Source organism: Nonomuraea sp. NPDC048882 (assembly GCF_040649755.1).
Taxonomy (GTDB): Bacteria; Actinomycetota; Actinomycetes; order Streptosporangiales; family Streptosporangiaceae; genus Nonomuraea; species Nonomuraea maheshkhaliensis.
In genome coordinates this window covers 664,136-686,025 of the sequence record NZ_JBEZGB010000003.1, presented here as the reverse complement: position 1 = coordinate 686,025, position 21,890 = coordinate 664,136, and the positions used below count along the sequence as shown (strand labels likewise).

The 21,890-nt window shown below is 73.1% G+C and carries 16 protein-coding genes and 1 pseudogene; 7 read left to right on the top strand and 10 right to left on the bottom strand.

What is annotated here, in order from left to right:
- Window positions 1-39 precede the first annotated feature (39 nt).
- Entirely contained in the window at window positions 40-1,236 is a 1,197-nt protein-coding gene (locus AB0C27_RS13060) for an acyl-CoA dehydrogenase family protein (RefSeq protein ID WP_357842303.1), read from the top strand.
- Window positions 1,233-2,192, top strand: coding sequence for a phosphotransferase family protein (locus tag AB0C27_RS13055; RefSeq protein ID WP_357842300.1), 960 nt, complete (start codon window positions 1,233-1,235; stop codon window positions 2,190-2,192). The genes AB0C27_RS13060 and AB0C27_RS13055 overlap by 4 nt, the downstream gene beginning before the upstream one ends.
- A 13-nt stretch (window positions 2,193-2,205) precedes the next feature.
- Here AB0C27_RS13055 and AB0C27_RS13050 read toward each other — a convergent pair whose 3' ends face one another.
- The 7 genes from AB0C27_RS13050 to AB0C27_RS13020 form a co-directional block, all read right to left on the bottom strand.
- The gene (locus tag AB0C27_RS13050; RefSeq protein ID WP_357842297.1) at window positions 2,206-2,853 is read right to left on the bottom strand and encodes a TetR/AcrR family transcriptional regulator; all 648 of its coding nucleotides are present in this window, start codon (window positions 2,851-2,853) and stop codon (window positions 2,206-2,208) included.
- Window positions 2,850-3,314 (bottom strand): hypothetical protein, encoded by a 465-nt coding sequence (locus tag AB0C27_RS13045; protein WP_357842294.1) that lies wholly within the window; start codon window positions 3,312-3,314, stop codon window positions 2,850-2,852. Before AB0C27_RS13045 ends, AB0C27_RS13050 begins: the two co-directional genes overlap by 4 nt.
- Before the next feature lie 131 nt (window positions 3,315-3,445).
- On the bottom strand, window positions 3,446-4,534 hold the full coding sequence (locus tag AB0C27_RS13040) for an FAD-dependent oxidoreductase (RefSeq protein WP_357842291.1): 1,089 nt from the start codon (window positions 4,532-4,534) through the stop codon (window positions 3,446-3,448).
- Between the two features lie 100 nt (window positions 4,535-4,634).
- Complete coding sequence (locus AB0C27_RS13035; RefSeq protein ID WP_357842288.1) at window positions 4,635-8,693, bottom strand: hypothetical protein; 4,059 nt, start codon at window positions 8,691-8,693, stop codon at window positions 4,635-4,637.
- Complete coding sequence (locus AB0C27_RS13030) at window positions 8,690-9,502, bottom strand: carbohydrate ABC transporter permease (protein WP_357842285.1); 813 nt, start codon at window positions 9,500-9,502, stop codon at window positions 8,690-8,692. Before AB0C27_RS13030 ends, AB0C27_RS13035 begins: the two co-directional genes overlap by 4 nt.
- Window positions 9,499-10,410: a sugar ABC transporter permease gene (locus AB0C27_RS13025; protein ID WP_357842282.1), complete on the bottom strand. Its 912-nt coding sequence runs from the start codon at window positions 10,408-10,410 to the stop codon at window positions 9,499-9,501. Before AB0C27_RS13025 ends, AB0C27_RS13030 begins: the two co-directional genes overlap by 4 nt.
- Window positions 10,407-11,708, bottom strand: coding sequence for an extracellular solute-binding protein (locus AB0C27_RS13020; RefSeq protein WP_357842279.1), 1,302 nt, complete (start codon window positions 11,706-11,708; stop codon window positions 10,407-10,409). The genes AB0C27_RS13025 and AB0C27_RS13020 overlap by 4 nt, the downstream gene beginning before the upstream one ends.
- A 194-nt stretch (window positions 11,709-11,902) precedes the next feature.
- Between AB0C27_RS13020 and AB0C27_RS13015 the strand changes: the two genes are divergently transcribed.
- The 4 genes from AB0C27_RS13015 (at window position 11,903) to AB0C27_RS13000 (ending at window position 16,839) form a co-directional block, all read left to right on the top strand.
- The gene (locus AB0C27_RS13015; RefSeq protein ID WP_357842277.1) at window positions 11,903-12,688 is read left to right on the top strand and encodes a DeoR/GlpR family DNA-binding transcription regulator; all 786 of its coding nucleotides are present in this window, start codon (window positions 11,903-11,905) and stop codon (window positions 12,686-12,688) included.
- Window positions 12,689-12,782: 94 nt separating this feature from the next.
- A complete protein-coding gene (locus tag AB0C27_RS13010) occupies window positions 12,783-14,357 on the top strand; it encodes an alkaline phosphatase D family protein (RefSeq protein WP_357842274.1) in 1,575 nt (524 codons plus the stop codon).
- A 13-nt stretch (window positions 14,358-14,370) separates the two neighbouring features.
- Complete coding sequence (locus AB0C27_RS13005; RefSeq protein WP_357842271.1) at window positions 14,371-15,267, top strand: discoidin domain-containing protein; 897 nt, start codon at window positions 14,371-14,373, stop codon at window positions 15,265-15,267.
- 45 nt (window positions 15,268-15,312) lie between these two features.
- On the top strand, window positions 15,313-16,839 hold the full coding sequence (locus AB0C27_RS13000; protein ID WP_357842268.1) for an L-fucose/L-arabinose isomerase family protein: 1,527 nt from the start codon (window positions 15,313-15,315) through the stop codon (window positions 16,837-16,839).
- Window positions 16,840-16,858: 19 nt separating this feature from the next.
- On the opposite strand, the gene AB0C27_RS12995 is transcribed toward AB0C27_RS13000, so the two are convergent.
- Window positions 16,859-17,878, bottom strand: a complete 1,020-nt coding sequence (locus AB0C27_RS12995; RefSeq protein ID WP_357842265.1) for an NAD-dependent epimerase/dehydratase family protein — start codon at window positions 17,876-17,878, stop codon at window positions 16,859-16,861.
- A gap of 332 nt (window positions 17,879-18,210) precedes the next feature.
- On the opposite strand from AB0C27_RS12995, the gene AB0C27_RS12990 reads away from it, so the two are divergent.
- On the top strand, window positions 18,211-19,473 hold the full coding sequence (locus AB0C27_RS12990; protein ID WP_357842262.1) for a cytochrome P450: 1,263 nt from the start codon (window positions 18,211-18,213) through the stop codon (window positions 19,471-19,473).
- Window positions 19,474-19,563: 90 nt separating this feature from the next.
- Here AB0C27_RS12990 and AB0C27_RS12985 read toward each other — a convergent pair.
- Window positions 19,564-21,241: pseudogene (locus AB0C27_RS12985) on the bottom strand (ABC-F family ATP-binding cassette domain-containing protein).
- Between the two features lie 149 nt (window positions 21,242-21,390).
- The gene (locus AB0C27_RS12980; protein ID WP_357842259.1) at window positions 21,391-21,828 is read right to left on the bottom strand and encodes a hypothetical protein; all 438 of its coding nucleotides are present in this window, start codon (window positions 21,826-21,828) and stop codon (window positions 21,391-21,393) included.
- Window positions 21,829-21,890 lie beyond the last annotated feature (62 nt).

Below are 21,890 nucleotides of genomic sequence, written 5' to 3'. Positions count from 1 at the left end.
GCGGTTGACCTTCGCCGGGGATCCGGGGTTGGGTGAATCATGAGCTTCGCGGTCCCCGACAGCGTCCGGCCGGTGCGCGACGCCGTGCACGCCTTCATGACCGAGCGGGTGGAGCCCGCCGAACCCGTGCTGCACGCGGGCGGGCCCGAGGCCGCGGCGGTCCTGGACGAGCTGCGCGCCCAGGCCAAGAAGGAGGGCCTGTGGGCGCTCGGCCATCCGCGTGAGCTGGGCGGGGGCGGGCTGCCCTTCCTCGACTACGTCTACGTCAACGAGGTGCAGGGGCGCAGCGAGTACGGGCAGCTCGCGCTGGGCACGTACACGCTGCAGGACTCGCTGATGCTGCACGAGCACGCCTCGCCCGAGCAGCGCGAACGTTACCTGGAGCCGCTGGTGCGCGGCGACATCTCGCCCAGCTTCGCCATGACCGAGCCGGCCGTCTCCAGCAGCGACCCCACGCAGATCACCACCTCGGCCGTGCTCGACGGCGACGAATGGGTGATCAACGGGCACAAGTGGTTCACCACGGGGGCGTCGCGGGCGGCGTACACGACCGTGATGTGCCGCACCGAGCCGGACGCGCCGCCGCACCTGGCCTTCTCCATGATCCTGGTGCCGACGGACACGCCGGGCTACACCATCGTGCGCGAGACGCCGGTGCTGGGGCTCGACGGGGCGCACTGCGAGGTGCGGTACGAGGACGTGCGCGTCCCCGCCGCCAACCTGCTCGGCCCGCGCGGGAAGGGCTTCGTCATCGCGCAGAAGCGGCTCGGCCCCGGGCGGATCTTCCACTGCATGCGCTGGCTCGGCCAGGCGCAGCGGGCCTTCGACCTGATGTGCCGCAGGCTGCACGAACGTAGCGCGTTCGGCGAGCCGCTGGCCGCCAAGCAGCTCATGCGGCAGCACGTGTTCGACTCCTACACCGAGATCCAGTCCGCCCGGCTGCTCACGCTGCACGCCGCCGGCGTCATCGACTCGGCTCCCGGCGCGCAGGCGCGGGTGGAGATCGGAGCGATCAAGGTGGTGGGCGCGCGGATGTTGCACAACGTGATCGACCGGGCCATCCAGGTGTACGGCGCCGCCGGGCTGACCCCGGACACGCCGCTGGACCGGATGTACCGGCACGCGCGGGCCGGGCGGATCTACGACGGGCCCGACGAGGTGCACATCGACTCGGTGGGGCGGCGGATCCTGGGCTCGTACGCGGCGGGCGGTTCGTGGGAGTTCGGCCTGCGATGAGCGATCCGCAGGCGATCGTCCGCGCGGCGTTCGGGGCGGGGGCGGCGGTCGTGTCCAGCGCCCGGCTGCCCGGCGGCGCCTCCCGTGAGACCTGGGCCTTCGACGTGGCCGATCCGGACGGGTGCCGGCACGAGCTGATCCTTCGGCTCGACTCGCCCGGCGTCCCCGCCGAGGCCGGCGCCGGGCTGGCAGCCGAGGCGCGGCTGATGCGGGCCGCAGCCGGGGCGGGGGTGCCGGTGCCGCGGATCGTCGCGTGCGGGGAGTCGTACATCCTGATGAGCCGCGTGCCGGGCGAGACGATCCCGCGCAAGATCCTGCGTGACGACGCGTACGCCACCGCCCGGCCCCTGCTGGCCCGCCAGTGCGGGCAGGCGCTGGCCGCCGTGCACCGGATGCCGCTGTCGTCGGCGCCCCCGTCGGACGAGCAGGACCCGCTGCTGCGCTGGCGCGACGTCCTCGACCAGCTCGGGGAGCCGCACCCGGTGTTCGAGCTGGCGCTGCGGCGGCTGGCCGCCGCCCGGCCGCGCTCGCGGCGGCACACGGTCGTGCACGGCGACTTCCGCCACGGCAACCTCGTCGTCGGGCCCGAGGGGATCAGGGCGGTGCTCGACTGGGAGCTCGCCCACGTCGGCGATCCTCTGGAGGATCTGGGGTGGCTGTGCGTGAAGGCGTGGCGGTTCGGCTCGCCGCTGCCCGTGGGCGGGTTCGGCTCCTACGAGGAGCTCGTCGGGGCGTACGAGGAGGCGGGCGGCGAGCGGGTGGACCGCGAGGCGCTGCGCTGGTGGGAGACGTTCGGCGTGCTCAAGTGGGGTGTCATCTGCGTCATGCAGACCATGCGGCACCTGCGCGGCGGGGCGCGGTCGGTGGAGCTGGCGGCGATCGGGCGGCGCGTGTGCGAGACCGAGTGGGACCTGCTGCGGCTGCTCGGCGATGCCGCGCCTGTCGAGCGCCCCTGACCGCCCGGCGGCGTCATGACGGGGACGAGCCGGGACCCGCTACGGCTGGTCGGCGACCTCGCGCCCGCCCGTCCCGGCGGGGTGTGGTGACGGGGATGAGCGTGGCGGCGATCACGTCCACCAGTCCCTCCACCACCTGGGCGCGTCCGACCTCCGGATGCTCCAGCCACCAGTCTCCCGTGGCCTGCACCATGCCGACGAACGCGTGCCCGAGCACCTGCGCCCGCACCGGGTCGGGCACCACCCCCTCGTCGGCCAGCACCACGCCGAGCTCCTCCCCCAGGCCGCGCACCAGCGAGGTCATGTGGGAGCGGACCCTGGTGTCCTCGGCACTGGCCCGGTGGAACAGGAACCGGTAGAGGTTGAGGTTGGCCGAGACGAGGTCGAGGTAGACGCCGATGGCCGCCCTGGCCCGGCCCCGCAGGTCGGCCCCGGCCTGGCCGAACTCCGGCCGTAGCCGGCCGATGACCGTGCCCACGTGGCGGTCGGCCAGCGCCTGGTAGAGGCCGCGTTTGTCGCCGAAGTGGCGGTAGAGGATGGGCTTGGTGATGCCCGCCTCGGCGGCGATGGCCGCCATCGAGACCTCGGGGCCCTCCTTCATGATGACCCGGTCGGCCGCGTCGAGCAGCGCCCTGCGCCGATCCGGATCCCGCCCGCTCACCTGTCCAGGATAGATCGCAGCCGGGCCGGGAGCAGCGCCGAGAGCACGAGGAGGGCACCGAGGAGCGCGTACAGGCCGGTCAGGCCGGCCAGGGTTCCCGGCGGCTCGCTCAGCTCGGCCCACGGCGCGGCGCCCGGCGCCGACCAGGGCAGCCCGCCGGAGCGGGCGTACGGCAGCGTGCCCGCCACGCCGACGGCGGCGTCCAGGTCGAGGGCGAACAGCGTGCCCGCCGCGGCCAGCGGCACCCCGCAGGCGAGCGCCGCGGCCGGCCAGGCGGTGAGCAGGACGACGATGACGGCCACCGCCGCCAGGTAGCCCAGCGCGGCGGGCGCGGGGCCGAACGCGGCGTTGCCCGCGCGTAAGGCTCTGGCGGCGGCTTCGGTGAGGTAGTAGACGGGGACGAGCGCGGCCAGGCCGGCGACGACTCCCAGGAGGCGGCGGGCGTGCCGGTCGCGTTTCACCCGAATACTCCCCCTCGTTCGCCTGCTGCTCCCTTGATCGCGCGTCGCGTACGGCGGGAGTTCGGTCGCCTACCTTATCCATGGGCGGACGCGACACGCGGGGAATCCGCACAGTCGGTGACGCTCTGTCATCAGCGCAGGGCGAAGCGTGGGAGTGGTTCGGCGGTGCCGAGGGCGAGATCCGCGGCCAGGTGGCCGATCAGCGGGGTGAACTTGGCGCCGTGTCCCGAACAGGGCGAGACGACCACGACGGGGCCGACCCGGTCGAGGACGAAATCCTCGTCAGGGGTGGTCGTGTAGAGGCAGACGGCCTCGGCGACGGGCTCGGGGTCGAGGCCGGGCAGGCGGCGCGAGACCCAGTCCGTCACGGCGTCCCTGGAGGTGGGGTTGACGATCCCGTCGCGGGTGCTCGCGGTGGTGGGCGTGCCCCGGTCGTGCTCGGCGATCTTGACGGCGGGCGCGGCGCCTCCGTCGGCGCCCGACGGGAGGCCGTACAGCATCAGCTCGTCCATGGCCACGAGGGTCGGCCAGGACTGCCCCGGATCACGCTGGCGGAAGTGGAAGACCTGCTGCTGGGTGACACGTAGCGGCGGCAGGCGGAGCGGCGTCCCGATGGCGCCCGCGAGCTCGGGCAGCCATGGCCCCGCCGCCACCACGACGGTGTCGGCCGCCAGCTCCGAGCCGTCCTCCAGGAGCACCTGCGCCGAGTCAGGGCCGGTGCGCACCTCCCGTACGCGCGTGCCCGTGAGTACCCGCGCCCCCAGCTCAGCGGCCCGCCGGACGCACGCCGCCACGGTGGCGTCGGCGTCCACCACGCCCGCCTCAGGATGGAACAGCACCGGCCCTCCGAAGTGCGCGAACGGCCAGCGTTCCTGCGCCGCCCGCTCCGGCAGCAGCTCACAGGCCACTCCGGTCGCGGACAGCATCGCGGCCAGGCCCTCCAGGTCGCGGCCCGCGCCGAAGTCGAGTCCGCCGGTCGTACGGAGCAGGGCGGTGCCGGCGTCGGACTCCAGCTCGCGCCAGCACTCCGCCGCCCGGCCGGTCAGATCGACGTAGAAGGGGTCGTCGTAGACGCGACGGAAGATCCGGGACGTGCCGTGGGAGCTGCCGTTGCGGTGGCCGATCTCGTACGCCTCGATGAGCGTGACCTCGGCGCCGCGGCGGGCGAGCTGCCACGCGGTGGCCGCACCCATCAAGCCCGCGCCGATCACGACGATCACAGGCTGACTCCGGTGGTGTGCCAACCGGCGCTCTCCTTCCGTGCGGTGCGGCCGGCCGCCGGATCGGAAGAGGCGGCGGGCCGGTGGTGTCCTCGCCGGGTCATCCTAGATCGGTGGCCGGGCGGTGCAGGCGTACGGGTCCGAACAGGCCCGTGGTGCGCTGGCCGGGGAAGACGAAATGGGTGGGGCTGACCTCGTCCAGGTAGGCCGCCAGGGTGCCGAGGACGAGGATCTCGACGACGTTGCCGCCGTCGTCCAGATCGACGTCGAAGCGGTACGGGGAGCACACGCGCACGCCGCAGGGCCGGCCGTTCACCGTCACCTCGGCCGTGCCCCTGACCCGGCCCAGGTCGAGCACGCCCGGTCCGGAGCGGGCGGTGATCGTGGTGCGGTAGCGGACGCCGCCGCTGTACCCGGCCAGGCCGAGCTCCTCCCAGTCGCCGAGCCGCATCCGTCCTGGACCGCAGGTGAACCGGACGGGCCCGGTGAAGGCGGCCCCGCCGCTCGCGCCGGGGGTGGTGCGCACGACCAGCTCCACCTCGCCCGGTCCCGGCCCGCCGAGCGAGGCACGCAGCTCGACCGGGCCGAGCGCGTTCACCTCGACGCCGGTGGCGCCGGGGGGCGCGTCCAGCAGGAAACGCTCGGTGCGCGGCCGGGCGCCCGGCACCGAGAAGACGGCCGGAAGGGCGGCCGGGGCGGCCGGAAGGGCAGTTGGCCCGGTGACCGGGAGGGCGGCCGGCGGGGCGGCCGGGGTGGTGTCGTCCAGCCAGGTCGCCCCCGGGAGGGGGTGGGGGCGTGGGAGCAGCCAGAGGGCGGCGGGGTCGCCGTACTGGCGGCGGCGTACGCGCGGCTCCGGCGTCCAGTGGGGCCCGGAGACGGCCAGGCCGTCCACCAGCACCCAGCCATCCGACTCGACGCGCACCGTGTTGGCGCCCGGGCGCAGCAGGTCGCTCACGTCGTAGCGGCGCACGCGCGGGATGTCCGCCTCGGCGTAGGGGTCGAAGCCGCCCTGCCTGCCCGCCTCCGTCCCGTTGACGAGCACCCGGCAGAACGACGTGGCTGCCACCTGCAGCACGCCTCCCCCGTCCTGCTCGGGTGCTGCGATCACGACGGTCTCCAGCGGCGTCCCCGCGATCCACTCGGGACGGGCGGCGTCGGCGGGGTCGGCCAGCAGGCACACGTACGCGCGCAGGTCGAGCTCCTCGTCGGGGACGAGCACCAACTCCAGGAGGTGCTCGCCGGGCGGGACGGGGGCGCGGGTGACGGCCGCGTAACCGCGATCGTCGAGCGGCCACTCCTCGCCGTCGATCCGCAACGTCTTGGCAGCCCCGGCCCCGATCGCCACCCACGCACCGCCACCGCTCCGGTCGTCCTGGGTGGTGGTACGGAGATCGCGACCGCCGGAGCCGGAGACGGCGGCGCCGAAGGCGAGAGCGGGAGCTGGAGCGGGGACGTCGGAGCTGTCGGCTGGGGCAGCGGGCGCGGCGGAAGCGGCGGAGTAGGTGTCGGGGACGGTGTCGGCGCAGATGTCGGCGCAGGCGTCGGGGACGGTGACGAGGGTGCGGAAGGCTGCCTCGACGCCTCCGCCAGTACGGCCGAACGTCAGGAACTCGACCGGCACCCGTCCCTTCGGTCCCAGTGTCTCCCGGTGCACGGGGTCCTTGTGCAGGCCGCGTGAGGACGACCAGATCGACGGCGTCCACGGCCCGCCGTCGACGCGCTGCTCCCCGTGCGGGCCGAATGTGACGTCCACCGGCTCCCCGTCGGGGGTGCGCAGTGTCCAGGCCTCGATGCCCGCGCCGCCGCCGCCGAAGTCGGACCAGGTGTCGTCGAGCGTGGGCACCAGTTCGACGTCCCACTCGGCATCCCCGAGTTCCGCCACGACGGTGTACGCGGGTCGCGACGCGGGCTCCGGCCGCGTGCCGTCGAACACCAGTAGCGCCGCGGGGCCGTCGTCGAACGGGACGGTCACCCGTACGGTGTCGCCGTCCCTCATGTACGGCAGCGCCACCGGGTCGCCGCCGGCGAAGGGGCGCAGCAGCAGCGGGGCGCCCTGGACGCCGTGAATGGTGACCGGCATCTCACGGGCGTACCGGGCGGGGTCGAAGTCGATGACGGCGTCCAGCCAGCCCAGGTCGACCCCGCGTTCCTCGGGGCGTCCCACGCCGATGCGGCTGGCCATGGGGAAGGCGGCGGGCAGGAAGACGAGGGTCGTCTCGCCGTCCTCGCGCACCAGCGCGGGCACGGGCGCCTCGACCCGCCGTTCCAGATCCGTCAGCGCCTCCCCCAACCGGTCGGCGGACCGCACAAAGCGGGCCCCGAGCCGGGCGGCAAGGTGGGAGGGATCCGTCCCCTTTGGGGGAAGGTGGGAGGCGGCCGTTCCCCCCGAGGAGAAGCCGGATGGCGCGCCGACCGCGACGAGGAGGCCGCCGCCCGCGGAGAAGTCCGCGAGCCGAGCGGCCACGTCCTCGTCCAGCACCGTGACGGCGGGCAGGATGACGGCGCGGTACGCCTCCGTGGAGACGGTCAGGCGCCCGTCCTTCACGACCGCGCGCCGCACCGAGTCCTCGTCGATGACGTCGGCGTCGAGCCCGAGCCGGTCCAGTACGCCCGGCTTGGTGGCGAACCAGGCCATATCGCCCACCAGCTCGCGATACACCTCCTGCGCCCTGGCCGCATGAGCCGCATGAGCCGCGTGGGTCCCGTGAGCCGCATGGGCCGCATGGGCCGCATGGGCCGTTGCGCTCGCGGCGCCAGGCCCACCCGGCTCGGGCCTATCCGGCTCGGGACCGCTCGCCCCGGAACCGGCCGCTCCCGGACCTACCGTCGTAGGGCTGACCTCCTCAGGACCGACCGCCTCCAGGTCGGCCTCGCCTGGACCAACCGCCTCCGGGCCGGCCGCCTCCGGGCCGGCCGCCTCATGGCCGACCGCCTCGGGACCGACCTCCTCATGACCGACCGCCTGGAGACCGACCGTCCCCGGACCGGCCGTCCCCGCGTCGGTGCCCGTCTGGGCGGTGGAGGTGGGGAGCAGGACGGCGACGTCGCACGCGTGGCGCCCCAGCGACAGCGCCGCGCACAGCCGGGTGACCGCCTCCGCGAAGACCCGGTGGTGGCGCCAGTACGGCTGCCGCCAGTCCGTGGCCGGTGGCGCCCACTCCCACCAGCCGCGCCGCGTCGTGTAGTAGACGGCGTGCGGGTTGTACAGCGTCGCCCCGGCCCGCAGCCACGGCAGCAGCCAGTCGAACGTCTCCTCCAGGGTCCCGCCCCAGCCGCTGGAGTGGAACGCCTCGATCCAGGTGCGCGGCCGCCCGTACAGATGGGCCAAGGAGGAGTGCAGGCGGGCGTCGCCGTGGTGGTCGGAGCCGGGGGCGCCGAACCAGCGGTGGGTGCGCGCGTAGTCGGCGTACAGCCGTACCCCTTCGACGGGATGCCCGGCGCGGGCGGGGTCCTGCTGGTCGCAGCCGTGCACGAGCCCGTGGCGCTCGTGCCACTCGGCCAGCGGCCGGAAGAACGCCTCCTCGGCCAGCTCGGCCCTGGTCGTCTGGTACGACCGCCAGTCCGGCGAAGGCGCAAGAGCGTCGAACGGCCGCCCGCGCCGGGCGAGGTGCTCGGCGGCGAAGCGGTCGGACCAGGTGGGCAGGGTGGGCAGCTCGTCCTGGAACGACCCGGCGATCACCCGGCCGAACCAGTGCCCGACGCGCCGTTCGAACTCGCCGTGCACCCGGTCCAGCAGCACCGCGCACGCCTCGCGCGAGAGGTAGTCGAAGCCCCGCGTGGTGACCGTCCCGCCGTGGCCCAGCCACTGGCCGGCGAAGTCGGGGCGTTCCTGGACCAGCCGGGCCTGGAGGTCGGCGCCGGAGAAGCCGAGCTGGTCGTAGAACCACAGGAAAGCGCCCAGGTCGTGGGCGTCCTGGCAGACCCCGTCCAGCAGCTCCCACCACTCCTCGGACAGGAACGGCGGATCGTCGGCGCGCGAGCCGAACATCGGCCCCGAGGGGGCGAGGTTGAGGATGACGAGGTTGTGCACGCCCCCGGCGACCAGGCGTTCCAGCTGCCAGCGCAGCCGGTCGCGGCGCAGCGACTCGCCGCTCCACCACCAGATGGCCGCCGGTGAGAAGGCGCGCGGCGGCTCGCGGAAGGCGTCGAAGACGTTCATCCCTTGAGCCCGCTGGAGAAGCCCTTGATGACGTAGCGCTGCAGCGCCAGGAAGACGACGACGATCGGCAGCGCGCCGAGCACGAGCCCGGCGAAGACCAGGCCGTGCTGGGAGACGTACTGGCCGACGTAGGCGAAGACGCTGACCGGGACGGTCTCGAAGCCGGAGCCGCCGAGGTAGACCAGCGGGGTGAAGAAGTCGTTCCAGATGAAGACGGCGTTGAGGATGAGCACGGTGCCGGTGATCGGCCGCAGCAGCGGGAAGACCACGCGGGTGAAGGCCACCAGGTGCGAGGCTCCGTCGATCTGGGCGGCGCTGGCGTAGTCGCCGGGCAGCGCGCGGATGAAGCCGGTGTAGAGGAAGACGGTGAACGGGAGCTGGATGCCGGTGTAGAAGAGGATCATGCCGGCGTGCGTGCCGATCAGGCCGAGGTCGGTGACGAGCCGGTAGAGCGGGATCATGCCGAGCTGGAACGGCAGCACGATCCCGAGCAGGAAGAGGATGTAGAGGCCGTAGCCGAGCCGGCTCTGGACCCGGGCCAGGAAGTACGACGCGAACGAGCCGAGCGCGATGAGCGCCACCAGGCTGACCACGGTGATCACGGTGCTGTTGACCAGCGAGGGGCCGAGCGCGGCGGCCGTCCAGGCGGCGGTGAAGTTGTCCAGCGTGGGCGGGCTGGGCAGCGCCATCGGTGAGCTCGCGATCTGCCCGGGGTCCTTCAGCGCCAGCGAGACCAGCGTGTAGACGGGGAACAGGAACGCCACCGCCACGGCGATCATGACCAGCTCCAGCGGGAATGTCCTTCTCACGCGGTCACCTCCCGGCGGCGGGTGTAGTAGATCTGCACGAGCGACACGGCGGCCACGAACAGCGCCAGGACGAGCGCGATGGCGGTGCTGTAGCCGTACTTGCCGAACACGAACGCCTGCTTGTACAGGACGGTCGAGAGAGTTTCGGTGGCGTAGCCGGGACCGCCGTTGGTGGCGGCGAAGACCTGGTCGAAGAGCTTGAGCCCGCCGATCGTGGAGAGCATCAGGTTGATCGTGAGCGCGGGGGCGAGCAGCGGCCAGGTGACGTAGCGGAAGCGCTGCCAGGTGCCCGCCCCGTCGATCATGGCGGCCTCGTGCAGCTCGCGCGGCACGCCCTCCAGCCCGGCCAGGAAGATGACCATGGAGTAGCCGGCGTTCTGCCACACGACCATGCCGGCGATGGACCACAGGGCGACCGACGGGTCGCCGAGCCAGTCCACGTGCAGGCCGAGCAGGCCGTTCAGGCCGGCGGACGGGTCGGGGTTGTAGATGTACTTCCACAGGAAGGCCACCATGACGGGGCTGACCACGACGGGCGCGAAGAAGATCACGCGGAGCAGGGCCCGGCTTCTGAGCTTGACGTTGACGCCGAGCGCGAGCAGCAGGCCGATGCCGTTCTGCACGACCACGATGGCCAGGGTGAGCAGCAGCGTGTTGCCGATCGAGCCCATGGCCTGCTCGTCGCCGAACAGTGTGGCGAAGTTGGCCAGGCCGACGAACGAGCGGTCCTCGCCGATGCCGCTCCAGTCCGTGAACGCGTACACGACGCCGCTGACGGCCGGGTAGAGCACCACGATCGCGTACACGACGAGGGCGGGGGCGGCGAACAGCCAGGGCGGGGTGGCGGCGCTCCCGCGCCGCCGGGCGGCGCGGGCGGGCCTGCTGCGGAAGGCGGTCAGTGAGGTCACTTGCGGTAGGCCTCGTCCATCTTCTTCAGCGCCTCGTCGATGGTGCTGTCGCCGCCGAGCAACTCCTGGACGACGGCGAAGTGCACGGGCTGGACCTCGGCGTTGGGCCAGCGCTGGTCCATGAACGGCACCGCGCGGTCCTTGGTGAACGGCAGGAACGACTGCACGGCGGGATCGATCACGGAGGAGGCGTCCTGGGTGAGCGGGATGGCGGCGATGGCCTTGGCCCAGGCGTTGATGTTCTCCTGCTTGCCGAGGAAGTCGATGAACGCCTTGGCCTCCTCGGCGTTCTTGCCCTTGGCACTGGCGCCCACGCCGACGACGACGCCGGCGGGGATCCACACGGAGTTCGCGTCGTCGGCACCGGGGACGGGGAACATCGACAGGTCGTCGGGCGAGGCGGCGGCCTTGCGGAAGTCGGGCATGACGGCCGATACCTGCACGGCCATGCCCGCCTTGCCGGTGGCGACCATGGAGGTCTGCTGCTCGAACGTGGTGCCGTTCGGCTTGTCGTTGAAGTAGCCGCGTTTCTGCAGCTCCAGGTACATCTCCATGGCCTGGCGCCAGCCGGAGCCGGCGAAGGTGGCCTGGCCGGCGAGCTGTTTGTCGTCGAACGACGGGTCCTTGGCGTAGACGGTGGAGGGCACCAGCGCGTACGTGATGAGCTGGGTGACCCACGGCGTCTGCGCGCCGAGCGCGATCGGCACGACGCCGGCCTTCTTCAGCTTGTCGCAGACGGCCAGGAACTCGGTCCAGGTCGTGGGCGGCGCGTCGATGCCGGCCCGTTCGAAGACCTTCTTGTTGTAGACGGCGCCGATGACGGAGGAGCCGGCCGAGTACAGGTAGGTCTTGCCGTCGAGCTGGAAGGCGGGCTTGAACCCGGTGGGGATGGTCGGGGTCCAGCTCTGCGCGGACAGGTCGGCCAGCAGCCCCGCCTGGGCGATCTGGGTCATCGACATCGCACTGCCGTTGCCGGGGTAGACCACGTGCAGGTCAGGGGCGTTGCCGGCGCCGAGCTGGGTGCGCAGCGAGGTCTGCACCTGGTCGGTGGGGGCGTAGGAGGTGGTGAGCCGGACGGCGGGCTTGGCCTTCTGGTAGGCGGCGGCCAGCTCGTCCATGGGCGTCTTCTGATCGGCGACGCCGATGAACTTGAGCTCGGTGGTCGCCGTCCCGCCCGTGGTGGCGGTGGTCTCGGGCCTGGTGGAGCAGGCCGTGGCCAGCGTGGCCGCGGCCAGACCGCCCATCACGCGCAGGAACTGTCCCCGGCTGAGCCGGGCCTGGTGCAGCAGGTCGGTCATGTCGCTGTCTCCTCGGTCGTACGACGTGCGGTGAATCCCCGAGAGCCGCTGGATGCGAACGTTTTAATCGTGTACCACCGTTGTTAACTTCACAAACAAGCATGTTAAAAGCGGCGGTGGCTGGAGGGTACGAGTCGCCCGAGCGGGGTGTCAAGGGTAGGATTCGCTGCCGTCCGACACCGGAGAGGACCCAGGTGAACACGCGTCAGCACGCCTCCAGCAGGTCGGTGCGATGGCAGGGCATGGCCGAGCACATCGTGCGCAGGGGCTCCGTCTCCGTCACCGAACTCGCGGAAAACTTCGGGGTCAGCCTGATGACCGTCCACCGCGACCTCGACGAGCTGGCCCGCCAGGGCATGGTGCGCAAGGTCAGGGGCGGGGCGACCGCCCAGGCCAGCAACGTGTGGGAGAGCAACATCGCTTACCGGCTCAAGGCGCACACGGCCGAGAAGGACGCCATCGCACGGGTGGTGGCGGGGCTGATCGAGCCGGGCAGCTCCGTGATGCTCGACGACTCCACGACCGCGCTGGCCGTGGCCCGCCACCTGGACGAGCTGCTTCCGCTGACCGTGGTGACGAACTTCCTGGAGGCGATCAGGCTGCTGGCCGGCCGTCCCGACCTCCGGCTCATCGCACTCGGCGGTGAATATCACGCCACGCATGATTCGTTCCTCGGCCTCGGGTGCGTGGACGCGGTCGAGGCGGTGAACACCGACCTGGCCGTGGTCTCCACCTCGGCGATCTCCGAGGAGTACGCCTACCACCAGGAGCAGGAGATCGTGCTGGTCAAGCGGGCCATGCTGCGCTCGGCGTCGCGGCGGGTGCTGGCCGTGGACGGCTCCAAGCTGGCCAGGGTGGCGCTGCACCGGGTGGCGCCGCTGGCGGACTTCGACGTGGTGGTGGTCGACGCGAACGCCCCGGCCGACCTGCTCCAGCGACTGCGCGACCACCACGGCAACGTCCTGGTGGCGGAGATCTAACGCCCGAAGACGTTATTTCTAACTCGCGTCTTGTTAACAACGGGCCCGCTTGCTAGAAAGTGAGGGCTTTCGTCCCCCCAGACTAGGAAGCAGCATGCCGCATCCCTCACGCCGGGGCTTTCTGGGCTTAGGCGGCGCCGCCTTCGCTCTCGCCTTCACCTCCGATCTGGCCGATCCGTGGACCGCCGCCCGCGCCACGGTCAGGACCGCCGATTACCCCTTCCAGCTCGGCGTCGCCTCCGGTGACCCGCTCCCCGACCGGGTCGTGCTGTGGACCCGGCTGGCGCCCAGGCCGCTGGAGCCGCTGGGCGGGCTGCCGTACCACCGGATCAGGGTCGACTGGGAGATCGCCGAGGACGAGGCGTTCGCCCGCCGCGTCCGCCACGGCTCCGCCTGGGCCACCCCCGAGTACGGCCACTCGGTGCACGTGGACGCCAAGGGCCTGCGCCCCGGCCGTGACTACTTCTACCGCTTCCGTACCGGCTCCGAGCTCAGCCCCGTCGGCCGGACCAGGACCGCACCCGCCCCGGACAGCAGCCCCGAGTCGCTGCGCCTGGCCTTCGCCTCCTGCGCGTCGTGGCAGGACGGCTACTACACCGCCTACCGCCACCTCGCCGAGGAGAACCCCGATGTGGTCCTCCACCTGGGCGACTACATCTACGAGTTCGGCATCGTGCCGATGGGCGGCAACCGCAACACCCCGGTGCCCGAGCAGTTCCGGGTGCAGTGCGACACGCTCGACCGGTTCCGCGTCCAGTACGGCCTCTACAAGAGCGACCCCGACCTCCAGGCCGCCCACCACCGCGCGCCCTGGATCGTCACCTGGGACGACCACGAGGTGCTGGACAACTGGGCCGGCCGGTACGGCCCCGGCGGCGAGGTGAGCGAGCAGGACTACCTGGTGATCAGGGCCAACGCCTTCCGCGCCTTCTGGGAGAACATGCCGGTCCGCCTGCCCTCCGCCGAGGGCCCCGACGCGCGCATCTACCGCCGCTTCACCTTCGGCGACCTGGCCGAGTTCAACGTGCTCGACACCCGCCAGTACCGCGACGACCAGGTCTGCGGCGACGGCCAGCAGGTGGACTGCGCCGACCGGCTCGACCCGGCGCGGCAGATGATCGGCACCGCGCAGGAGCGCTGGCTGCTCGACGGCCTCGGCGCCTCCCGCGCCAGATGGAACGTGCTCGCCCAGCAGGTGGCCATGATGCAACTTGACTTCGACCCGGGACCGGCGCAGCGGCTCAGCATGGATCTGTGGGACGGCTACCAGGCGGCCAAGGACCGCCTGCTCGGCGGCATCGCCGACCGCGAGGTGAGCAATCCCGTGGTGCTGACCGGCGACATCCACTACAACCTGGCCGGCGACCTCAAGCGCGACTTCGACGATCCCGCCGCGCCGGCGATCGGCGTGGAGTTCGTCTGCACCTCGGTCAGCAGCGGCGGCAACGGCAACCCCACGCAGGGCGTGCCGCCCGGCGGCACCGACCCGGCCAATCCGCACCTGCGCTTCTCCAGCTACCAGCGCGGCTACGTGTCCTGCGAGGTCACCCGCGGCCAGTGGCGCTCGGACTTCAAGGTCGTCCCGTACGTCGACCGCCCCGGAGCCCCCGTCTCCACCCGCGCCAGCCTGGTCACCCTCGACGGCGCCCCCGGCCTGCACGTGCTCTAGGAAGGAACAGATCATGCGCATCCTCGCCGCCGGGGCCCTCGCCTTCGTCCCGATGATCGGCGCTCCACCGGCCACCCCCGAGCCGGAGACTCCTCCGCAGGCGATCTCCGTCCAGGTCGAGCCGGGCGTCTCCAAGGGCACGGGCAAGCTCGTCCCGACCGCCGGGGCGGACAAGCTGGTCGCGCCGCTCGGCGTGGACCCGGCCTGCCCCGCCACGCTCAAGATCGGGATGCGGAGCGAGGCGAAGAAGGCCGCGTACGCGACCATGCGGGTCGAGGCCGACTCGCCGCTGACCGCTTCCCGCGCGATGCTGACCAGCTATCTCCCGCCCGGCTACGAGGTCCGCGCGAAGCTGCTGGTCGCCGTGCCGCCGGGCACCGCCGAGGGCACGTACGGGCTGCGCCTGCGCACGCCGTCGAGCACGCTGAAGGTCCCGGTCGAGGTGGTGCCGGTGGACGGGCTCGACAACGGCGGCAACCTGGCGCTGCGCCGGCCCGTCACCGCGTCCTCGCAGCACACCAACGCCAACTACCCGCCCTGCAGCGTGGCCGACGGCGACCGTTCGTCCAACGGCTGGGCCGGCGGCAACGGCTGGAACGACGCCACCGCCAGGTCCTGGCCGGACACGGTGGCCATCGCGCTCGGCGGCGCCCGACAGGTGTCCAGGGTGGACCTCTACACGCTGGACACCGAGCGCTACCCGGCCTCCAGGTACGGGCTGCGCGACTGGGACGTCCAGGTGCGGGCCGGCGGAGGGCCGTGGCAGACGGTCGCGCAGGTGCGCGGCAACACCGCGGGGACCGCCCGTTCGGACTTCGCGCCCGTCGCCGCCGAGGACGTCCGCGTCGTCGCCCTGGCGTCGAACGGCGCGAACGACTACACACGCATCATCGAGGTCGAAGCCCGCTGAGCACCACCACGGCGGCGGGCCTGGAGAGCAGCAAGGGAGAGCACCGTGACGAGCAGCGGGACCAGTAGCGAGGCCGGTAGCGGGAGCAGCGGCGGGATCAGTGGCGGGATCAGTGGCGGGATCAGCCAGGACATCAGCTCGGGGAACGGCGGCGCACTCTCCAGGATCACCCCGCGCCGCGTCAAGGTGGGCCTGGTCGCGGGCGGACTCGGGGCCTACTGGCCGCAGTTCCCCGACCTGCTCCCCCAGCTCCAGCGCTCGGCCGCGCGCGTCTCCGAGCGCATGCGGGAGTTCGACGCGGAGGTGGTGGACGTCGGCTTCATCTCCGACGCCGAGGAGGGGGCCGCGGCGGCGGAGAAGCTGCGGGCGGCCGGCTGCGACCTGATCGTCGGGTTCCTGACGACGTACATGACGGCCACCATGCTCGTGCCGATCGCGCAGCGCAGCGGCGCGCCCGTGCTGCTGATCAACCTGCAGCCGACGGAGTCGATGGAGCACGCCACCTTCGACACCGGCCAGTGGCTGGCCTACTGCGGTGCCTGCCCCCTGCCGGAGATGGCCAACGCCTTCACCCGCTGCGGCATCCCGTTCCGGTCGGTCTCCGGCTATCTGGAGGACGAGCGCGCGTGGCAGCGCATCGGGCGCTGGGTCAGGGCGGCGGGTGTACGGGCCGCGCTGCGTCACGGGCGGCACGGCCTCATGGGCCACCTGTACCCGGGCATGCTGGACGTCGCCACCGACCTGACGCTGGTCAGCGCGAACTTCGGCGGCCACGTGGAGGTGCTGGAGTTCGACGACCTGCGGGTGCGCGCGGAGAAGGTCACCGACGCCGAGACCGCCGACCGGGTGGGCCTGGCGCGCGAGGTGTTCGAGCTGGCCGACTCGGTGAACGAGGACGACCTGGCCTGGGCGGCCCGCGTGTCGGTCGGCCTGGACCGCCTGGTCGAGGACTTCGCCCTGGACAGCCTGGCCTACTACCACCGGGGCCTGGACGGGGAGATCCACGAGCGGCTCGGGGCGGGCATGATCCTCGGCGCGTCCCTGCTCACGGCGCGCGGGGTGCCGGCCGCCGGCGAGTACGAGCTGCGTACCTCCCTGGCCATGCTCGTCATGGACCGGCTGGGCGGCGGCGGCTCCTTCACCGAGCTGCAGGCGCTCGACTTCGCCCGCGGCCACGTGGAGATGGGCCACGACGGCCCCGCCCACCTGGCCATCAGCTCCCGCCGCCCGCTCCTGCGCGGGCTCGGCGTCTACCACGGCAAGCGCGGGTGGGGCGTGTCGGTCGAGTTCGACGTGACGCGGGGGCCGGTGACCGCGTTCGGGCTGCGGCAGGCCAGGGACGGGAGCTACGGCTTCGTCGTGTCCGAGGGCGAGGTCGTGGAGGGGCCGCTGCTGCGGATCGGGAACACGACGTCGCGGGTGGACTTCGGCTGCGATCCCGGCGAGTGGACGGACGCGTGGAGCGCCAGCGGCATCTCCCACCACTGGGCCCTGGGCACGGGGCACCGGCTCGCCGAGCTGCGGGCGGTGGCCGACCTGATCGGCGCGGAACTGACCCACGTCCAGCCCTGACACCACCTCGGCGTCCGGGTCACGGCGCCGTCGCCTGACCGGTCACGCCCCCGCTTCCGGCTTCACTCGGTATGGGGCCGCGCAGGGCGGCTTTGAGGCCGTCCAGGAGAGAGGTGGTGGGGGTGAAGCCCAGGTCGTGCCGGGCGCCGGCCGGCGTGCAGGTCCAGTCGGCGTGGCGCAGCTCGCGTATCTTGTCCCGGTTCAGTGCGGGTACGTCGCCGCTCAGGCCGGGCAGCCGTCCGGCGAGGTGGGTCAGCGCGGCCACGGCGGCCAGCAGGGACACGGGCACGGGCAGCACCACCGGGGCGCGCAGCCCTGCCGCCTCGGCGACGGCGGCGCAGATGTCCTGCCACCGGTAGGCGACGCCGTCGCTCAGCGGGTGCACGCCTGCGTCGGGGTCGTCCGCCCGGACGGTCGTGCCGCGCTCGGCGGCGGTGAGCAGGGCCGCGCACAGGTCGTCCACGTGGATCATGCCGTAGCGGCGCGGCCCGAACCCGGGCTTGGGCACGAGCCCGAGGCGGATCATCCGCAGCAGCGCCGGCACCAGGGCGGGCTCGCCGGGGCCGTGCACGATGCCGGGGCGCAGGATGACGGCCGGCACGCGGTGCGCGTACGCGCGGACGACGTGTTCCGCCGCCAGTTTGCTGGCGCCGTAGACGGAGACGGGCCCGCTCCCCCGCGCGGGCCCGGCGGCGGCCAGCGAGGAGCACACCACCAGGCGCGGCGGCACGGGCATCGCGGCCAGGGCACGGACGAGGCAGGCGGTGCCGTCGCGGTTGACCGCCCAGAACTCCGCGTCGGTGCGCGCCTTGACCACCGCCGCCAGGTGGATCACCCGATCGGCGCCCCGCAACGCCTCGCCGAGCCCCCGGCCCGTGGCCAGGTCTCCTTCGGCCACGCGCACACCCTGCTCGCGCAGCGTCCCGGCGCGCTCAGGACGACGGACGAGCGCGGTCACCGTACCGCCGCCAGCCAGGATCGCCCGCGTCAGGTGCCCGCCCACGAACCCGGTGGCCCCGGTGACGAGATACCGCGTCACCACCGGCCCCCGGCGCCCGCCCGCCGTGGCCCCGGCCTGCGCGAACCCGCGTGGCTCTGGCGGGCGAGGGTGTCGATCATCACGTGGCTCCTCAAGGACTGTGCCCACCCCCGGCGGCCGGGCGGGAGGGTCGCGCGGGCTGGGGCGCCACCCTGCGTCGTCACAGTAACATCACGGATGGTCACGCTTCGCTATGGTTGAGTGTCACGAGAACGAGTGACCCGAATCGGATTAGAGACTTCATGATCGACGCGCTCGGCGCACGCCCAGGTGTACCGCAACCCGGAGGCCGGCTCGCCGGTGCGCGTGGCCGCCGCCTCCTGGAGCCGTGGATGGGCAGCGCGGTGCTGCCGGCCGCCCTGCTCGTGGGGGACGGCGTCGTCGATCGCATGTTCGGCCGTACGGACGGCATGTTCGGCCTGTGGTTCCCCGGCATCGGCAAGGCGGTGATGCTGGCCGACCCCGGCCTGGTCAGAGACGTCTTCCACGCTCCCGGCGGAGTGATCGACTCAGCGGAGGCCAACCGCGTCCAGGAGCCGGTCATCGGCCCGCAGGGGCTGGGCAGGCTGGACGGCCAGGAGCACCGGCGGCTGCGCGAGATCATGGCCCCCGCCATCAGGAATCGTGTCTCCGCGCGCCTGCGCGCCGCGACGGAGGAGCTCGCCCAGCAGGTCGCCGACCGGTGCCCGGCCGGCACGCCGTTCGCGCTGCGGCCCCGGCTGCACGCGGCGCTCATGGACGCGATCCTCGACGTCACCCTCAGCGTCGATCCGGCCCGCCGGCACGCCTGGCGCGAGCCGCTGCGGGAGCTGTTCCGCCGGGCCGACTCCTACGAGATCACCGTACGGTACGCGCTGCGGCGCGCGGGCGGGATGGCCCTGTGGCCGTCGTACCATCGTGCGAAGGAGGCCTGCGACCGGCTCGTCTACGACGAGATCAGCCGGCGGCGGCGCGAGGGCGAGGGCGACGACCTGCTCGGCGTGCTCATGCGCGCACGTGACGAGCGCGGGGCGCGGCTGACCGACCAGGTGCTGCGCGACCAGGTGATGAGCATGATCGCCGGCGCCCGCACCACCACGGCGACCGGCCTGGCCTGGGCGTTCGAGCGGGTGGTACGCCATCCGGAGGCGCTGCGGCGCCTGTCGGCGGAGAGCGACGAGGGCACCTCCGACGTGTACGCGACGGCGGTGGCGTACGAGGCGCTGCGGGTGCGGCCGCCGGTCGCGTTCTTCGGCCGGGTGGTACGGCTGCCGTTCGAGCTGGGCGGGCGGGTGCTGGCGCCGGGCACCACGATCATCGTCCATCTCCGGTCGCTGCACCACGATCCCGGCCTCTACCCCGACCCGGCCGCCTTCCGGCCCGAACGCTGGCTCGGCCGGCGGCCGGGAGGTTACGGCTGGATGCCGTTCGGGGGCGGCTCGCACACGTGCCTGGGTGATCGGCTGGCGGTCATGCAGATGAAGGCGTTCCTCCAGGTGTTCACCCGGTCGCTGGAGCTCGCTCCCGCCGAACCGGCGGACGAGCAGATCAGGTGGAAGGCCGTCTCCAACTCCCCCGGCTCCGACTGCCGCCTCATCGCCCACCCCCGCCACTGACCCCCGTCCCCACCCGACCCACCGCCGACCGGGCGGCGGCGGGCGGGCGGCGGCACGGTGGTGGGCCGGGCGGCCGTCAGGTGGCGGGGGTCAGAGCCGCAGCCTGGGCCAATGTGCCGTGTCGCGCAGGAGCTGCCGGTCGTGGGTGGCCAGGACCACGGCGGCGGCCGTGCCCTCCAGCCCCTCGGTCAGCTCCTCGACCAGGGATGCCGACAGGTGGTTGGTGGGCTCGTCGAGCAGCACGACCTGCGGGCGGGAGGCCAGCAGGAGGGCCAGGTCCAGCCGCCGCTGCTGACCGATCGACAGCTCGGTCACCGGCCGGTGAGCGGCCTCGGAGGGCAGCAGCCCAAGCTGCGTGAGCCCAACCCGGTCGCCACCACCACCGCCATGACCGTCGCCGTCGCCGGGCGCGGAAGGGAAGGTGTAGGTGTGGTCCAGGGCTCGCGGATCTGGGGTCGGCGCTCCGGCGCCTCCTTCGAAGACCTCGAACGCGCGTCGCCGCGAGGGCGCCGGTGATTCCTGGGCGAGCAGGCCCACCCGGATGCCGCGTCCTCGCTGGACGGATCCCGAGCCGGGGGTCAGCAGCCCGGCGAGCACGGCCAGCAGGGTCGACTTCCCCGAGCCGTTCGGGCCGGTGACCACGAGCCGGTCGCCCGCGCAGGTGCACCGACACGGGCCCGGCGAGCCGGCCGGGCACCGCGACCTCGTCGGCCCGCAGCAGGGTGACTCCGGGTGGCGCGTCCAGCACCGGCTTCCGGAAGCGCAGCGGCGGCCTGGGCACGTCCACCACGTGCGCCTCCAGCTCCTCCTGGCGCCGGTGCACGGCTCTGACCAGGGCGGGCGCCCGGGTGGCGCGCGTGTGCTTGCCGGTTCCCTTCTCCGGCCGCCAGCCGGTGGACAGCCGGTTCTGGGCGGCGGACAGATTGTCGGCGAGCCGCCGCCGCTCGTTCTGCTGGTCCCGGTACGCGATCTCCCAGCGTTCCCGTTCCGCGTGCCTGGCCTCCCGGTAGCCGGCGTAGCCGCCTCCGTACATCCGGGGACGGCCGTCGCTCGTCGGGTCGAGGTCGAGGACGGCGGAGACCACGTCCGACAGCAGCGCCCCGTCGTGGCTGACGAGGACGACCCCGCCCGGGTGCGCGCGGAGCCTGGCGGTGAGGTGGTCGAGGCCGGACGCGTCGAGATGGTTGGTGGGCTCGTCGAGCAGCAGCAGGTCGTGGCCGGCGCCCAGGAGGCAGGCCAGCCTGATCCGGTAGCGCCGGCCGACGGACAGCCCGGCCAGCGGCCGGTCCCGGTCGTCCACCGCGCCGAGTGCGGCGAGCGAGACGTCGACGCGGCGGTCGGCGTCCCAGGCGCCGATGGACTCGGCGGCGGCGAGGGCCGCGGCGTAAGCCCGCTCGGCGTCCTGCCGTCCCTCGGCGAGCGCGAGGGTCGCCGACTCGAACGCGCCGAGCACGGCGTGGACCTGGGCGAGTTCGAGGTCGATCAGGTCGCCGACCGTACGGCCCGCATCGGCCGGGATCTCCTGGTCGGCGACTCCCAGGGTGCCGGCCCGGTGCGCCGAGCCGGAGTCGGGGGCGAGGGCGCCGGCGAGGACCCGCAGCAGCGTGGTCTTCCCCCGGCCGTTCTCGCCGACCACTCCCAGCCGGTCACCGGCCGACACGGTCAGGTCGACCCCCGTCAGTACGGGGTGACCGCCGCGGGCGAGCCACACGTCGGTGGCGTTGAGATGGGCCCGCGCACGCGCGGGCGGAGCAAGGGCGATGGACATGTTTCCTCCGAGAGCGGGCTCGCGCACGCCTCGGCACGGCACAGGGCGGTGGTGCGGAGGCGGGGATGCCCGGAACGAGCGACGACGTCGTGACGTCAGCCGGAACGTGCTCACGTGACGGGCTTACGTGACAGGCTTACGTGACAGGCTTACGTGACAGGGAGTGCGGTGGCCAGGAGGACGACGCCGAGGGAGCCGGCGAGTGAGGCCATCGCCAGGGTGCGGGCCAGCACCGGGCGGCCCGCGCCGGAGGCCCAGCCGTGTGCCGCCGCGGCGACCATGACGGCGCAGAACAGCGCCAGCTTCGCCGCCAGGATCCGGCCGTAGCCGGGCTCGGCCAAGGTGGCCCAGGTGACGCCCTTGTGCCAGGCGATGGCCACCCCCGTGGCGAGCTGCACGGGCAGGAAGACCGCGACGGTCAGCAGCCCGAAGCGGCGGCCGACGGCGGTCAGCACCTGGCCGCGCCGCTCCTCCTCCAGCAGGCGCCTGGCCAGGGGCAGCACGACCAGCGACACCGTGAGCTGCCCGCCCACCCACAACGCGGCCCCGAGCACGTGCAGAAACCGCACCACCGTCCACCAAGTCATCGCGCTCACCTCCAGCGCACCGTACCGGCCCACCGGGGCGGGTCCTGAGACGGGTCCCGGGA